General features: G+C 57.6%; 16 protein-coding genes. 13 read left to right on the top strand and 3 right to left on the bottom strand.

What is annotated here, in order from left to right:
• Positions 1-87: 87 nt before the first annotated feature.
• Together RBI05_RS11285 and RBI05_RS11280 are read left to right on the top strand one after the other, a co-directional pair.
• Positions 88-1,971 carry an LTA synthase family protein gene (locus RBI05_RS11285; RefSeq protein WP_310551178.1) on the top strand — a complete coding sequence of 628 codons (1,884 nt, stop codon included), beginning with the start codon at positions 88-90 and terminating at the stop codon, positions 1,969-1,971.
• Between the two features lie 139 nt (positions 1,972-2,110).
• The gene (locus tag RBI05_RS11280) at positions 2,111-3,547 is read left to right on the top strand and encodes an amino acid permease (RefSeq protein ID WP_310551177.1); all 1,437 of its coding nucleotides are present in this window, start codon (positions 2,111-2,113) and stop codon (positions 3,545-3,547) included.
• Between the two features lie 12 nt (positions 3,548-3,559).
• On the opposite strand, the gene RBI05_RS11275 is transcribed toward RBI05_RS11280, so the two are convergent.
• Positions 3,560-4,192, bottom strand: a complete 633-nt coding sequence (locus RBI05_RS11275; RefSeq protein WP_150458572.1) for a LysE family transporter — start codon at positions 4,190-4,192, stop codon at positions 3,560-3,562.
• Between the two features lie 323 nt (positions 4,193-4,515).
• Entirely contained in the window at positions 4,516-4,962 is a 447-nt protein-coding gene (locus RBI05_RS11270) for a hypothetical protein (protein ID WP_310551176.1), read from the bottom strand.
• Between the two features lie 223 nt (positions 4,963-5,185).
• On the opposite strand from RBI05_RS11270, the gene ku reads away from it, so the two are divergent.
• From ku to RBI05_RS11240, 6 genes are all read left to right on the top strand, one after another.
• Positions 5,186-6,049 carry a non-homologous end joining protein Ku gene (ku, locus tag RBI05_RS11265; RefSeq protein ID WP_310551175.1) on the top strand — a complete coding sequence of 288 codons (864 nt, stop codon included), beginning with the start codon at positions 5,186-5,188 and terminating at the stop codon, positions 6,047-6,049.
• Positions 6,050-6,052: 3 nt separating this feature from the next.
• On the top strand, positions 6,053-6,961 hold the full coding sequence (locus tag RBI05_RS11260; protein ID WP_310551174.1) for an ATP-dependent DNA ligase: 909 nt from the start codon (positions 6,053-6,055) through the stop codon (positions 6,959-6,961).
• A gap of 35 nt (positions 6,962-6,996) precedes the next feature.
• Positions 6,997-7,845, top strand: coding sequence for a non-homologous end-joining DNA ligase (ligD, locus tag RBI05_RS11255; RefSeq protein ID WP_310551193.1), 849 nt, complete (start codon positions 6,997-6,999; stop codon positions 7,843-7,845).
• A gap of 99 nt (positions 7,846-7,944) precedes the next feature.
• Positions 7,945-8,265 carry an iron-sulfur cluster biosynthesis family protein gene (locus RBI05_RS11250; RefSeq protein WP_150458568.1) on the top strand — a complete coding sequence of 107 codons (321 nt, stop codon included), beginning with the start codon at positions 7,945-7,947 and terminating at the stop codon, positions 8,263-8,265.
• Positions 8,266-8,400: 135 nt separating this feature from the next.
• A complete protein-coding gene (locus RBI05_RS11245) occupies positions 8,401-8,928 on the top strand; it encodes a PadR family transcriptional regulator (RefSeq protein ID WP_310551173.1) in 528 nt (175 codons plus the stop codon).
• Between the two features lie 164 nt (positions 8,929-9,092).
• Positions 9,093-10,262, top strand: coding sequence for a YhgE/Pip domain-containing protein (locus tag RBI05_RS11240; RefSeq protein ID WP_310551172.1), 1,170 nt, complete (start codon positions 9,093-9,095; stop codon positions 10,260-10,262).
• 83 nt (positions 10,263-10,345) lie between these two features.
• Here the strand turns inward: RBI05_RS11240 and RBI05_RS11235 are convergent, their stop codons facing one another.
• On the bottom strand, positions 10,346-11,728 hold the full coding sequence (locus RBI05_RS11235; RefSeq protein WP_310551192.1) for an MFS transporter: 1,383 nt from the start codon (positions 11,726-11,728) through the stop codon (positions 10,346-10,348).
• Positions 11,729-11,850: 122 nt separating this feature from the next.
• On the opposite strand from RBI05_RS11235, the gene RBI05_RS11230 reads away from it, so the two are divergent.
• The 5 genes from RBI05_RS11230 (at position 11,851) to RBI05_RS11210 (ending at position 15,620) form a co-directional block, all read left to right on the top strand.
• Positions 11,851-12,753: a LysR family transcriptional regulator gene (locus tag RBI05_RS11230; protein ID WP_310551171.1), complete on the top strand. Its 903-nt coding sequence runs from the start codon at positions 11,851-11,853 to the stop codon at positions 12,751-12,753.
• Between the two features lie 137 nt (positions 12,754-12,890).
• Positions 12,891-13,619: an amino acid ABC transporter substrate-binding protein gene (locus RBI05_RS11225; RefSeq protein ID WP_408638326.1), complete on the top strand. Its 729-nt coding sequence runs from the start codon at positions 12,891-12,893 to the stop codon at positions 13,617-13,619.
• A 36-nt stretch (positions 13,620-13,655) separates the two neighbouring features.
• Positions 13,656-14,315 (top strand): amino acid ABC transporter permease, encoded by a 660-nt coding sequence (locus tag RBI05_RS11220; protein ID WP_150458562.1) that lies wholly within the window; start codon positions 13,656-13,658, stop codon positions 14,313-14,315.
• A 15-nt stretch (positions 14,316-14,330) separates the two neighbouring features.
• Positions 14,331-15,074, top strand: coding sequence for an amino acid ABC transporter ATP-binding protein (locus RBI05_RS11215; RefSeq protein WP_150458561.1), 744 nt, complete (start codon positions 14,331-14,333; stop codon positions 15,072-15,074).
• 72 nt (positions 15,075-15,146) lie between these two features.
• Positions 15,147-15,620 (top strand): GNAT family N-acetyltransferase, encoded by a 474-nt coding sequence (locus tag RBI05_RS11210; RefSeq protein WP_310551169.1) that lies wholly within the window; start codon positions 15,147-15,149, stop codon positions 15,618-15,620.
• Positions 15,621-15,684: the final 64 nt, after the last annotated feature.

Genomic DNA, 15,684 nt, shown 5'->3' with positions numbered 1-15,684 from the left:
TGTAAATGGGGTAATCACTTATTAATGCCGTTTACTGTTGAAAGCCAATGAAATGAAACCAATATCAGAAACAGAGGAAGTAATGAGATGAAGAGAATACTATCTGCAACAAACCGCCCGATCTTCTGGTTCAGTCTGGTCCTTCTGCTGAAGAGCGCGGTGGCATGGTATGTCGTCTTTAACGAGGGACCCAACTGGAGTATGGCTTTTACCGAAATACCGTTCTTTATCATCGTCTTCAGCTTAATTGAATGGTTCTCGTCCAAGCGCAAAATTCTCTATTACATGATTGCCAACCTGTTTATCAGCCTGATCTATTTCTCGGTCCTGATGTACTACAAGTATTACGGCGTCATCGCTACTTACCATGCGCTTCAGCAGGTTGACAAGGTCACCAAGGTCGGAGAGAGCACCTACTCACTGATCGCTCCGTATTATCTGTTCATCTTTGTAGATATTGTCTTCTTCCTGATCTTCATGCTTCGCCCGAAATACGTGAAGCGGATGAGGGAGCGGGGACGCTACCGGATGAACCGGACGGCCTTGATTGTGCTGAGCGCCGTCTCTCTCGGAATCTGCCTGTTCAGCATCTGGCCTAACCATGCCAGCATGAATGAGATCAAGAAGGCGGAGAGCATGGGGATTCTGAATTATGAAGTGTATACCCTGTTCGCCGACACGACGGAGGAAGAGGAACTGATCCCTTCATCCGAGATTACCCAGGATGCCATCAACAAGACCAAGGGCATTGAGATTCCGGCCGCACCGCTCTTCCAGGGCGTCGACAAGGGCAAGAACCTGATTGTCGTTCAGATGGAGTCGTTCCAGAATTTCCTGATCGGACTGAAGATTGACGGCCAGGAAATTACGCCGAACCTGAACAAGCTGGTCAAGGAAACGAGTTATTTTGACAATTTCTACACCAATGCCGGACAGGGCACAACTTCGGATGCCGAGTTCGTCGTCAACACCTCGTTCTTCGTGCCGAAGAATGAACCGGCCACTTCTTCCGATTACATGCAGAAGGACCTGCCGAGTCTGCCGAAGCTGATGTCCGAGAACGGATATTTCACGGCGACGTTCCATACGAACAGCGTGGATTTCTGGAACCGCAAGGCCCTCTATAAGGCCATCGGGTTCGAGAAGTTTTATGACCAGAAATTCTATGGAGACGAGGACCACATCGCATTCGGATCTTCGGATGAAATCCTGTACGCCAAAACGGTTCCCGAGCTGAAGAAGCTCGATGAACAGAACAATCCGTTCTACGCCATGGTTATTTCCATGAGCGCGCACCACCCGTTCCGGCTGCCTGAGGAGAAGCAGCGGATCAAGCTTCCCGACGAGTATGACGGCACGCTGATCGGGGACTACATTGTCTCCCAGAACTATGCCGACTACGCAATGGGACAGTTCCTGGAAGAGCTGAAGAGCAGCGGATTGTGGGATGACAGTCTGATCGTATTCTACGGCGATCATCAGGGCGTTCCGATGTACGCGCTGGATAATCCCCAGAAGAAGCTTCTTGCGAAGCTGGTCGGACACGAATACGGCTATACGGATATGTTTAACATTCCGTTCATCGTTCATTCGCCGAGCGGCCAACTTCCTGCGCAGATGTCCGGAACAGGCGGCCAGGTTGACGTGCTGCCGACGGTAGCCAATCTGCTGGGCGTGTCTCTGGACCACCAGCTGCACTTCGGGGAAGATCTGTACAACCAGAAGACGAACCTGCTTCCGGTCAGACACTTCCTGCCGACCGGCTCGTTCATCAATGACAAGAGCATCTATGTAACCGGCAAAGAATATGCCGATGGAATCAATTACAATTTTGCCGACAACAGTCCGCTTGAGAACGGCTCGACGGAAGAGCAATTCAAGGCAGCCCAGCGGCTGCTGCTGCTCTCCCACAGTTATCTGAGCCAGCTTCCGAACGAGGCGAGTCAGACGCCGGCCACTCCGGACAAATAGCAGCTAACCGAAAGAACCCGCGCAGAAGGCGCGGGTTCTTTTTGCTGAGCGCAAGAAGCAAATATTCTCCGGGCTTTGGGGGAGGCTAGGAAGGACAGGCGCTATGCCTACTCACACCTCAACAGTAAGGAAGGCGAACATGAACTCATCTTCGGACAAGACCCAAGACGCGCAAAAGCTGAAATGGTGGCAGCTCAGTCTTCTCGGCGTGGCCGGGACGATCGGGACGGGGTATTTCCTCGGCTCGGGGCTTGCCCTGTCCATCGGCGGCCCGGCCGTGCTGGTGCCCTATGTATTGGCTGCAATCGGAACATATGTCGTCTTCGACGCACTCGCCCGCATGACCGCCCAGCAGCCGGAGCAGGGCTCATTCCGTTCCTATGCGGAGAAGGCATTCGGCGGTTGGGCCGGGTTTGCCAGCGGCTGGAATTACTGGTTCTCGGAGCTGCTCATTATGGGCAGTCAGCTGGCGGCGCTGTCTATCTTCTCGAGGTTCTGGTTTCCGGCGGTTCCGATGTGGGCATTCGCGGCCGGGTATGCGGTGCTTAGCCTGATGATCGTCTTTTTTGGCAATAAAGGCTTTGACCGGGTCGAGAATATACTTGCCGTGATTAAATCGTCGGCCATTATCATGTTCCTGATTCTGGCTGCGGCCATGCTGGCAGGCTGGATCGGGGGCGCCCGCTATGCGCCCCGCTTCCCCCGAGGGGGCGGCTGGCTGCCCAACGGAACGATGGGTGTCTGGTCGGCGCTGATCTTTGCATTCTACGCCTATGGAGGCATCGAAGTTCTTGGCATCATGTCCAATCGTCTGCGCAAGCCCGAGGAAGCGCCCAAGGCCGGCAAAGTCATGCTCTTGAGCCTGACCGCCGTCTATGTGCTGTCCATTGGCCTGGCGGTGACGCTGGCGCCGCTGAAAGCCTTCAATTCCAAGGTCAGCCCCTTTGTGACGGCGCTTCGCAGCGATCATCTCGTCTGGGTGCCGCATGTCTTCAACGGTGTGCTGATCGTAGCCGGCTTCTCCACCATGACCGCTTCGCTCTATGCTATCACATCCATGATGATTACCCTGTCCGAGAAGGGGGATGCGCCGCATATATTCGCGCGGAAATGGAAGGACCGCTATCCGTTCTTCGCCCTCTGCCTGATCGCCTGCGGTCTGGCCGGCGCCATCATCATGGCTCTCGTACTCCCGGGCAAGGTATACGAATACATCACCACCGCCGCAGGCCTGATGATTCTGTACAACTGGTCCTTCATCCTGCTCTCGTCCGCCAAGCTGCTGAAGGGAGGGCGGCTGAGCGGCCTCAAACGCTGGACCGGTCTTCTGCTGATCGCCGCCGCCGTAAGCGGGACCTGGTTCCATAAGCTCAGCCGCCCCGGCTTCTTCATCAGTCTGATCGTCATCAGTCTGATCGCGCTCTGCGACTGGATCGTTCAGCGGACCCGCGCAGGCAGAGCGAAAGAAGCAGCGGGGTCGGGGGGAAGGAAGAGACCCGGCGCTCGGGCCCGCATCACTTCCGATCTTGGGGATTTCCCCGCCCGCCTTCAGCGGCAGAAGCGCCGTGACCGCTAAGCCGGGCGACGGCTAGACAAGAAAGAGCATCCGGGCGGCTTGGACGCCGAAATAAAGGCCGAATCCCACCAGAGACAGCCCGGAGAGGACGGAGATTCCCCGCAGAACGCCCGGGGTCATGATTCTGCGGAACAGGCTGGAAGCCGCAGCCATCGAGATATCCCAGAGCAGAATGCCCAGCACGATGCCGCCGCTGTGGACCAGCAGCTCTTCCATCGGATACTCGGCGGCGGCCTTGGCCAGTACCGAACCATAAATGCCGAGCCAGAAGAGGATGGACAGCGGATTGAACAGCGACATCAGAAAGCCGGAGACGTAGGAACCCAGCAGCGACACCTGAGGGTCCCGCGCCCGGACTTCCCGGAGCTGCCGGGCCTTCAGGATGCTCTCCACTCCGGTATACACCAGCACAAAGAATCCGAAGAGCCAGAGAAACGCTTTGACATACGGAGAGTCCAGCAGGTGAATCATTCCGAAATAGACCAGCAGCATGTAGATCAGATCGGCGCAGATCGCTCCGAGACCGACCAGCCAGGCATGCCAGAATCCGCCGCGGAGGCCCTTGTCCAGTTGGGCGGCATTGATCGGGCCGATCGGAGCGGAGAGCGAGAGCCCCAGCAGAATGTAACCCATGAAGATCTGAATGATGTCCTCCTCCTTTTGTAACCCAGTTTATTCGGACAAGAAGGAGACTAGGACTATCCGGAGCAAAAAAAAGCCCGGCAAATCGCAGGATTCGCCAGGCAGGTGGAAGAGAGCCGCGAGCGGCTGGAACTGCTTTTACATCGACAAGGCCTTATTCGCAGCGGCGATTGACGGCAGAGAGCAGCTTGGGAAGGTCGCAGGCCGGATGCAGTCCCTGCTCCAGCCTGAGGATGAATACCTTGGCATGCTGCGTAATAGCGGCAAGCAGCTGCGGGTTTGGGAATCATAAATACTCGATGTATTTCCTCCTTAGGCGGTATGCATCAGCCTATTCCGCGAAGGGAGGAGGGATGATCGGACTCCGGTTGAAGCTGTATCTGCTCCCGGTAGCCGGCAAGCGATTCGTCAATAATCCGGCCGATCAGAAGCGGATCGGCATCCCAGAGGAGAGCCTGCGCATACTGCCAGGCATTCTCCTCGATGCGCAGGCGAATCCCGGCTTCTTCCCGTTCCGTAAGCGGGCCGTCCAGGGCATCCGCCAGACCGCGAAGCTCCCGGTCCTGGGCATGGCCCAGTTCATGGGCAAGAACTACCTCGATATATTCCTTCAACCGCTCCGTCGAACCGAACAGCCGGACGCACTGGGCAACAATCGATGCCTTGTACAAGAAGACCGTGTGGCTGTCCAAATGGTATTTGCCTCCAACCAGCCGCTTGCCGGGGAAGCGGGGCTCAATGACCACCGGTATGTTTTGGCGGGAACGGCTCACCAGATCGGCTGCCGTCCGCTCGAATAATTCGTCTTTCAGATGCCTCGACCCGCTTTCACTAAGTTGTCTTGATTCCAGTTTACGCCGTTTTGAAACCGATTTTTAATTAAATTTTGAACAAAATGATGACAATTCCTGAAATGACCCGCCACGCCGCTTGATTGCCGCCTTGCCGCTTCGGTTAATGAATGTACAAAGAGCGAACCGAAGGAGGCGAACGGGCATGCAGACGATCTGGAAGGGAGCGGTCAGCTTCGGGCTGGTCAACGTTCCCGTCAAAATGTATACCGCTACGCATGACAATGATATTCCGCTGCGGATGATTCACCGCAAGCACAACGAACCGATCCACTACAGCCGGACGTGTCCCAAGTGCGAGCAGGAAGTCGCCTGGGAGGATATCGTCAAAGGCTATGAATATGAAGAAGGACACTACGTCACCTTTGACAAAGAAGAACTGGATGAATTGGCTTCGGAGACTTCGCGTGAAATCCGCATTTTGGATTTTGTCGATCTGGCCGAGATTGACCCGATCTACTATCAGCGCACCTATTATCTGTCGCCCGAAGAGACCGGCGCGCATGCCTACAGGCTGCTGGTCGAGGCGCTGAAGTCCACGAAGAAGATCGGGATCGCCAATGTCACGATCCGCCAGAAGAGCAGCCTTGCGGCGGTGCGCGTCGTCGGCGACGTGCTGTCGCTCGTGACCATGTTCTACGCGGAAGAGATCCGCGACCGCAAGGAAATCCCGAACCTGCCGGAAGCCGAGAAGGTGGACCGCCGGGAGCTGGATATGGCCCGCATGCTGATCGACCAGCTGACCGGCAGCTTCGAGCCCGAGAAATACAAGGATGAATACCGGGAGCGCCTGATGGAAGCGATCGAAGACAAGATCGAGGGCAAGGAAGTCAAAGTCGCCCCGGAAGCGAAAGTAACGAATGTGCTGGATCTGATGGATGCTCTTCAAGCCAGCCTGAAGCAGCTTCAGCCCTCCGACCACACCGACAAGGGTGCTTCCTCGTCCGCCGGCGGCGCCAAGAAGCCGGAGAAACGGCGCAAGCCGCATAGTAAGCGGACCGGAGCTTAGGCCGTGCAGGCTTTTGTGCCGATGTCGCCAATCCTGGTACCGAGGCTGCCGGCAGGCCCGGAATGGGCGTACCAGCTCAAATGGGACGGCTTTCGGATGATTGCGGCGGTGCAGGAAGGCCGGGCGGCGCTGTGGTCCAAAAAAATGCGGCCCAAGGGCGCCGTCTATCCCGATTTGACCAAGGCGCTGGCCCGGCTTCCGGGCCGCCTGGTGCTCGACGGCGAAGCCGTGATTCTGGACCCCGCCACCGGACGGCCCAGCTTTCAGCAGATGCAGAAGCGCGACAAGCAGCAGGACCCCGGCGCCATCGCGGAGGCCGCCCGGCGCAGCCCGGTCCAGTTCGTGCTGTTCGACCTTCTGTACGAGCAGGGAGAGGATCTGCGCGGGCTTCCCTGGGAAGAGCGCAACCGGCGTCTTCAGGCCCTTGCTGCAGGCTGGGGGCCGCCTTTTTTTGTCGCGGACAGTCTGGAGGACGGGGCGGCGCTCTGGAGGTGGGTGGAGGAGCACGGCTGGGAAGGCGTCATTGCGAAACGGAGAACCAGCCCTTACCGGGAGGGCAAGGAGCATGGCGACTGGTACAAGCGCAAGCTGTCTTTTCGCTATGAGGCGCAGGCGGTGGCGGTGCTCTACAAGGAAGGCCGGCTCTCGAGCCTGGCCATGATCCGGGAGGGGCGCTACTTCGGCCGGATTTCCTCCGGACTGAACGAAGCGGCCAAGTCGCAGCTGGCCCGGCTGGAGATGGACGGCTCCGCGCACGATTACTTCCCGGGGGCGCTGCCCGAAGGGCTCCGGGGAACAGTCATCCGCTGGCTTCGCCATCCGCTCGCCGTTACGGTTACAGGGCGGGAACGGACGGAGGCGGGCCTGCTGCGCCATCCCAAGCTGCTGGAACTGGAGGGGATTCCGCTGTGAACGTCACCCTGGAAGTGGAAGGACATCTCATCGAAATGACCCATCCCGACAAAATACTCTGGCCCCTTGCAGGCATCCGCAAAGCGGATTATCTGCGCGCCCTGGTGGAGCTTGCCCCTTATCTGATCCCCTACTGCCGGGACCGGTATCTGACTACAATCCGCTATCCCGGCGGGGTGGAGGAGAAACACTTCTACCAGAAGAACGCGCCTTCCCCGCTGCCTGAGTTTGTCTCAACGGCGGAATATAACGGAGTGCGGTACGTGCATCTCGATTCGCTGCCGACCCTGCTGTGGCTGGGCAATCTGGGAGCGCTGGAATTCCACCCTTCCTTCGACCGGATCGGAAGAAGCGACGCCGCGGAATGGGTGCTGGATATCGACCCCAGCGAAGGCCGCGAAGCGGGCGTGATGGAGGCGGTCTCGCGGATCGGCGATACGCTGGAGGGTCTGGGGCTGTCTTCGGTGCCGAAGACGTCGGGGGCGGACGGGGTACAGATTCTCATTCCGCTGACGGAAGGCTATTCATTCGGCCAGCTGCACCGGCTCGGAGGGTTCATGGGTCACTATCTGGAGGATAAATACCCGAAGCTCTTTACCACCGAGCGCCGGCTGAAGGACAGACAGGGACGGTATTACGTCGATTATGTCCAGCAGGCTGCCGGCAAAAGCCTTGCGGCGCCGTATACGCCGCGCGGGCGGAAAGAGGCGACGATCAGCACGCCGCTGACCTGGGAGGAAGTGCGGGGCGGCGCAGATCCGCGCGCCTTCCATCTGGGCAGCATCGGAGCGCGGCTTGCGGAGAAGGGCGATCTTCTGGCCGGGGCGCCGCGCCAGAACCTGGACGCCATCCTGAAATTCATCGGCGCGGCTTCGGAGCCGTGAAGAGGCTTTTGTCACAATTGGAGTGACTCCTGTCACACGCATCGGGGAATTGTTCATCCTATACTCGGTGAACACTACACGAAGAGGGAGCGAGAGCGTATGCGCATTGAGCTGGATACCTTGACCGAAGAGCGTCTCCGACACAGCCTGAAAGGACGACCGGGGATATTCAAGCTGTATTACGATACGGAGGATTGCGGCTGCAACGGCGTGCTGGTTATTCAGATCGTGGAAGAGCCGTATCCGACCGATATCCGGATTCAGGAGGAGCCGTTGGCCTTCGTCGTGGACCGGCAGCAGGAGAGCCAATTCGACGAAGAGATGCGTCTGCGGGCCGATCCGGACTATCCGTCCTATTCGCTGTCCAGCGACGGAACCTGGTTCGGCGTGAATATCCGGGTGAAAGATTTGCGGCCTTAGGGCCGCTGTTATTCACTGCCCATCGGGACAGGCTGCTTCTTTCGACATGGAAGAGGCAGCCTTTTCATTTATCCCCCTTTATGTTACGTTAGGTAGAGGTTCAGGCCCCGAAATAACAACCAAGGAGATACAAATATGTCTCTTCAGATTGCCGTGCTGGGCATGCTTTGGGACAAGAGCAGCCATCCCTATGAGATCAAGAAGCTGATGCTTCGCTACAATCTGGATCAGGTGGTCAGCATTACGGACGGCGCCCTGTATTACAGCTTTGCTTCCCTGGTCAAGAAAGGCTATGTAAGCCCGATTGAAGTCGTTCACACCGATAACCGTCCCGACAAGACGATGTATGCCATCACCGATAAAGGACGCCAAGGGCTTGTGGACGAAATATACAAAAGCTTCAAGAAGAGCACGGACCTCAAATCGCTCTCGCACGTGCTTCCCTTCCTCAAGCATGCCGACAGCGACAGGCTGGCGATTCTGATCGAGGACACGATTGAGAAGCTGGAGAAGCGGATTGCATTTATCGAGACGCATCGCCTGCTGTTTCCCGAAGCGATCAGCCAGGAAGAAATTCAGCTTCTGGCCCAATATTCGGAAGATGGGCTCCGAAGAGAGAAGACCGCGTTTCAGGAGCTTTTGAAGATTGTCAAAGCGCATTGAGGAGGCGTTTACATGCCAGGCCTTATCCGGATTTGGACGGATAAGGCCTTTTTGCTGCGAGGAAGGTTCGGACGAAAGCCGATTGACATCTTAAATTTAAGGAGTATAATCTAACCAGTGTACTTTAGACAGAGTATTATAGATACCAAAGTGGAGGTTGGAGAATGAAATCATTTTTGAAGAACAAGGGGATTATGGCCGGTGCCTTCATGATGCTGTTCTACCAGATCATTATGATCAGCATCTTCATGTGGGGCTACAGCGCTGTCCCGAAGAATGTAACGGATCTGAAAGTCGCCATTGTCAATGAGGATCAAGAGACGGGAACCCGATTGGCTGCGCAGCTGAGCGAGAACTTGCCGTTCAAGCTGGTAGACGGCTTGTCGCTGGAGAAAGCCAAGACGGAGCTGAATGAACGCGATTTGCAGCTGGTCATTCATATTCCGCAGAATTTTACCGCCAAGATGACCGCCCAGGGCGAACAGGCCAACCTGGACTTCCTGGTGAATCAGTCCAATTCGCAGATGATTACAAGCAGCATTCAGAACGTTGTGAATCAGATCTCCAAGCAGCTTGTGGCCCAGACCCAGACTCAGAGCTTCACGGCCTTGCTGGAGCAGACGCAGATGCCGAAGGAGCAGGCAGAACAGACGGTGAACAGCGTGATGAACAAGATTTCGCCGAACATCATCTCGACCCATGTGCCGCCGGCAGGCATGCATAACCTGATGGCGCCGATGTTCCTGTCCATGGCTTCCTATGTAGGCGCCATGATTTATTCGATGATGAGCATCGGAGCGCTCAACAAGCTGAAGGGCCAACTCGGCAAAGGCAGAGCCTTCCTGTCTCTTCAGGGCGTCAACGTGCTTCTCTCGCTGATTGTGCCGCTCGTCGGCGTCTCGATCTACTTCGGCATTCACGGGTACGGAGCTGAGGCCTTCATCAAGACCTGGCTGACGCACTCGCTGGAGATGTTCGCCGCCATTGAATTCACGAGCATATTCTGCATCCTTGCCGGCCAAGCAGGCATGCTGATCAATATGCCGCTCGTGCTGATTCAGAGCATCGCTTGCGGCGCGGCCATTCCGCAGGAAATGATGCCGGGCTTTTTCAAATTCATGAGCTACATTTCGCCGATGTTCTACAGCGTCCATCTGGATTACAATACCCTCTTTGGCGGCGGCGGCACTTCCGGGTACCTCACAGGCCTGGCGCTGCTTGCAGCCGGGGCGCTGCTCGTCAATACGGTCATTCACAGTCTGAAGCCGGCCGGGGCCAAGAAGGCTCCTGCGGCGGAAGCCGAAGCGGCAGGCGTGCCGTCCGTGCAAATGTAACGGTGCATGTGTAACCAACGGATTCTTCCTTAACTCTCAATAAGCGGGCTGCTGTCCTTTAAGGATAGCAGCCCGTTTGCGGTCTAACGTCCATCTTCCTTCTCCGGCTGGTGTCTCCGGCTCAAGATCAGAAGCAGGAACGCGACGGCAGTCAGTCCCCCGCCCAGCCAGCGCAGCCCCGCCGCGCTGAACCGGTCGCCCATAACCAGGCCGATCAGCAGGGAAGCCAGGATGGTGCCCAGATAGCGCGACGTATTGAAGACGCCGGAGGCGACGCCGATGATTGTCTTCGGCGCACTTCGGAACAGGGCGGCCTGCATCGCCACACTGTTCAATCCGTTGGCAGCTCCAAAGGCCGCCAGAGACGCCGCTATCCCGAGAAACGGGGAATGGCTGGTGACCGCGGTCAGCAACAGAGAACCCAGCGTCATCAGGACGGCGGCGCCGGTCAGCGCGGGACGGGGCCCGGAACGGTCCACCCACTTGCCGGCCGCGGGGGCGACTGCGAGAGAGCATAAGCCCAGGCACAGCATGAGAAGGCCCGTCTGATACTCGCTGAGGCGGCGAACCGTCTGCAGAAAGGACGGCATGCCGAAGAACAGCGAGTAATAGAGGAGGTTGACCAGCACGTATTCCAGATTGACCCTGTACAGGGCCGGGTTCTCATGGAAGGTTCGAAGCGGGATGAACGGCGAGGGGGAGCGGTACTCATGCCGAACGAAGGCGATCAGCAGAACGGCTCCCAGGCTCATCAGCCCAACCGCAGCCGGACCGGCATGTCCCGAAGACTTGGCGGACAGAATGCCCAGCAGCAGGGCAGTCAGGCCGAATGCGAAGAGAAGCATGCCCGGAATGCCCAGTGTCGGTATCCGGCTGCGCAGCGCAGACAGTCTGGAATTGGCCGGGAGCGGCGCATCATCCGGGATCACCTTGCGGGCGAGCAGATAACCGGCCGCCGTCAGCGGCAGATTGACGAGGAAGATGGCTTCCCACCCTCCCCAATAAGTCAGAAGCCCGCCGACGAACGGTCCCACCGCCGCTGCGCCCGACAGGAAGAGGGACAGTGCGGACAAGGCTGCGCCGGACTTGGCGCTGATATGAATGCGAACCAACGCCATTCCAACTGCGGCCATCATGCTCGTTCCGATAGATTGCAGGATGCGCAGAGCGACCAGCCAGCCGAAGCCGGGAGCCAGCGGCGCGAGCAGGGAAGCGGTGAATACCATCGTCTGTCCTGCCAGAAATATCCGCTTCGAGCCCCATACGTCGCTTGCCTTGCCCATAACGGGCTGCGCCACGGCGCTTGCGATATAGAAGGCAAAGATAATCCAGGAAGCGGACGTATATTCCAATCCAAAGGTTCGCTGAAGCCGAATCAGAGCAACGGAAATCATGGAAGAGTTCAGCGGATTCAGCATGATGCCGAGTCCGACGGCCATCAGAAGCCATTTCTGTCTTGAATTCATCATCCTCAACCTCCTCGAATGGAATGAAAAGTTACCCTTCATGCTACTCTCCTCTGCTGATTACTTCCAACGCATTATATGTTATATTATCATTTATCAGGGAGAATGAAGGAGGGGCAGAAATGGAATTACTGCAGCTTCAGTATTTTGTGGAAGTAGCCAGAATCGGGCATGTCACCGAAGCGGCGAATCGTCTGCACGTGACCCAGTCTTCTCTCAGCAGGACGATTCACCGGCTGGAAGAGGACCTCGGGGTGCCTCTCTTTGACCGTATCGGGCGCAGAGTCCGGCTGAACGCCAATGGCGCGCGCTTCCTTGAACGGGCCCAGCGGGCGTTGTTTGAATTGGAACAGGGGCGGCAGGAGCTGAGCGGCCAGAGCGGGGCGGCTAGCGGCACGCTTGAGCTTGCCGTCAATACCGCCAGCATGCTGCCGGCAATCCTTGGCGAGCTGCGGGGCAGAGAGCCCTCCATTCATTTTCATGTCCAGATGATGCCTCTCGATGAGATGGCGGCCTGCCTTCGGCGGGGCGAAGCGGACTACTGTCTGGTCTCCCCGCTGTTCGAGCAGGAGGACATTCAGTGTGAACTGATCCATACCGATCCGATTGTCTTGGCGGTTCCCGCGGAACACCGTCTTGCCGGTCGCTCGGCGTTATCTCTTGCCGACATTGGAGAAGAGGAACTGGTTGGGGTCAAGAAAGGCTACGGGACACGCGATCTCATCGACTCTCTGTGCCGGTCGGCAGGCGTAACGCCGCGGTACATCTATGAAGGGGATGAACCGGCGCGGATTCTCGACCTGGTCGAAGCCGGAATCGGGGCAGCCTTTGTACCGGGCACCGCCCGGGATTACCGCAGAGCAGTGGCCTATATCGGCTTCGAGAATGAAGATCTGGTCCGGGAGATTGCGCTGCTGCGTCACCGTGGACGTTACTTGTCCGATGCGGCCCGGAAGTTCCGCGATGTTGTGGCCGATTATTTTGAACGAAGCAGGAACGGAAGGACAAATCATCCAGAAGAGTAAGACTTCTCTATCGACGGATCTCCCCTGCTATGTTATTATGATAAACTGATAACGTGGTAGTGAACTAAAGCGGGAGGCCTAGAGAGATGAGAAGAAGAGGGATAGGGAGTTTAATTGCAGTTATTGGACTTACAGCCATGACGCTGCTGTCGGGATGTTCGGGCTCGGAGAACGGGGAGGGCAAGCTCATCATCGGCATTGACGACAAGTTCGCGCCGATGGGCTTCCGGGACGACAACAACGACATCGTCGGCTTTGATATTGACTATGCCAAGGCGGCAGCAGAGAAGATGGGCCGTGACGTGACCTTCCAGCCGATTGACTGGTCCGCCAAGGAGTCGGAGCTTAACAGCGGCCGAATCGACATGATCTGGAATGGCTATACGATTACGGACGAACGCAAGGAGAAAGTGCTCTTCACGAAGCCTTATCTGGAGAACAGCCAGGTCGCCGTCGTGCTGGCGGATTCGCCGCTTGCCAAGCTGTCCGATCTCGCCGGCAAGGAAATCGGGCTGCAGAGCCTCTCGTCGGCATCAGACGCGCTGGAGGCCAGTCCGATCAAGTCCGAAGTCGGGAAGGTCTCGGAGTTCCCGGACAACGTTCTGGCCCTGACGGATCTGAAATCCAAGCGTCTGGACGCAGTGATTATCGACGAGGTCGTAGCCGATTACTACATGTCCAAAGAACCGGGCACGTTCAAGGTGCTGGATGAGTCGCTCGCTCCCGAACAGTACGGCGTCGGCATCAAGAAGGGCAACGACGAGCTGCTCGAAGATCTGCAGAAGGCGCTGGACGAGCTAAGCAGCGACGGAACCGCCGATGAAATCTCCACGAAGTGGTTCGGAGAGAATAAGGTACTGAAATAACGAAGACATTGCTAGACTTGGGAGTCGGTTGAAGACATGAATCTGGACTATATTATCCAAATCTCCGGTCCGATGCTGGAAGGCGCCCGGACGACGATCCTGCTCTTTCTGATCGTAATCGTCCTGTCGATCCCGCTCGGAATGCTGGTCACCCTGATGGCCCGCAGCGCGGTCAAGCCTCTGGCCTGGATCGCCCATACGTACATCTATGTCATGCGCGGCACGCCGCTGCTGCTCCAGCTTCTGTTCTTCTGCTTCGGACTGCCGCAGATTCCGGTCATCGGCCCGCATCTGGTGCTGGACCGGTTCGTGGCGGCCAGTCTGGGCTTCATTCTGAACTATGGCGCCTATTTCGCGGAGATCTTCCGCGGCGGCCTGCTCTCCATCGACAAAGGCCAATACGAGGCGGCGCAGGTGCTGGGTCTGAACCGGTGGCAGACACTGCGCAAGGTCGTCCTGGCCCAGATGTTCCGCGTTGCGCTGCCGGCGGTCGCCAACGAGTCGATCACGCTGGTCAAGGACACGGCGCTGCTGTACGCCGTTGCGGTTCCGGAGCTGCTGAACTATGCCAAGACCGCCGTGAACCGGGACTTCACGGTGACGCCGTTCGTCGTCGCAGGCGTTATTTATCTGCTGATGACCCTCGTCCTGACCCTGCTGTTCAAGGGACTCGAACGGCGGTTTAAATATGAATAGAAGGAATGGCCGCGTATGGGAAGCATAATTGAAGTGGAACAACTGCAAAAGTCATTCGGCGCTCTGGAAGTCCTGAAAGAGATTACCTTTGAGGTGAATCCGGGCGAAGTCATCGCGGTCATCGGGCCCTCCGGGTCGGGCAAGAGCACCATGCTGCGAAGCCTGATTCATCTGGAGGAAGTGAACGGCGGAACGATCCGGATTCACGGCAAGCCGCTGGTCGAGAAGGGCGGCTATGCGGAGAAGCATCAGATCCGGGAACTGACCGCAAGCATGGGAATGGTCTTTCAGCATTTCAATCTGTTCCCGCACCTTACCGTCCGAGGCAATCTGGAGCTGGCTCCGCGCACGCTGAATCGCGGCAGCGACGAAGCCATCCGGGCGCGAAGCCTCGAGCTGCTTGCCAAGGTAGGGCTGGCGGACAAAGCAGACTCGTACCCGTCCATGCTCTCGGGCGGCCAGAAGCAGCGGGTGGCCATTGCCAGAGCGCTGATGCTGCAGCCCGAGATTCTGCTGTTCGACGAACCGACCTCGGCACTGGACCCGGAGCTGACCGGCGAGGTGCTGCGGGTCATCCGGCAGCTTGCCGAGGAGAACATGACCATGCTGATTGTGACGCATGAAATGGCGTTTGCCCGGGATGTGGCGGACCGGATCTTCTTCATGGACCGGGGGGAAATCGCCGAATCGGGAACCCCGGAAGAGATCTTCGGAAGCCCGCAGACGGAGCGGACCCGGGCGTTCATTGGGCAGGATTAGAGCGGTATGCTGGCGGCTGTTCCTTCTCTCGCAGAAGGAGCGGCCGCCTATTTATATGGGGAGGGAAACACCATGATACGGACGATTACACCGGCAGACAACCCCGGTATCGAAACGATTATCCGCCAGTGCCTGATTGAGTTCGGAGGCAACCGGGAAGGACTGGCCTGGCAGGACGAGAGCTTAAACCGCTTATCGGATTATTATGAAGCGGAGGGACGGGCTTACTGGGTCGCCTTCAGCAGCACCGGCCGTATGCTGGGCGGCTGCGGCATCGCCGAATTCGGCTCTCCGGAGCAAGGCGTCTGCGAGCTTCAGAAGATGTATCTGCTTCCCGAGGCGAGAGGGACGGGTGCGGCGGCGATTCTCCTTCGGACCGCGCTGGAGTTCGCCGAGCGGCATTACCAGTCCTGCTACCTGGAGACGCTTCAGACAATGGAAGCGGCGAACCGCTTCTATCTCAAGCACGGCTTCCGTCCGCTCCCGGCCCCGCTGGCCGGGTCGGAGCATTTTGCCTGCGATGCCTGGTATATGCGCAAGCTGTGAAGGCTGTGTTGCAGGCCGGAAGGATAGGATCCTATAATGTAAGACATGAAGAAAGCAGGGAGAA

The sequence above is a fragment of the Paenibacillus glufosinatiresistens genome (genome assembly GCF_031470375.1).
Lineage (GTDB): Bacteria > Bacillota > Bacilli > Paenibacillales > Paenibacillaceae > Paenibacillus_AQ > Paenibacillus_AQ glufosinatiresistens.
Note: the sequence above shows the minus strand (reverse complement) of the source record. Positions and strands in the feature narration are given on the sequence as shown.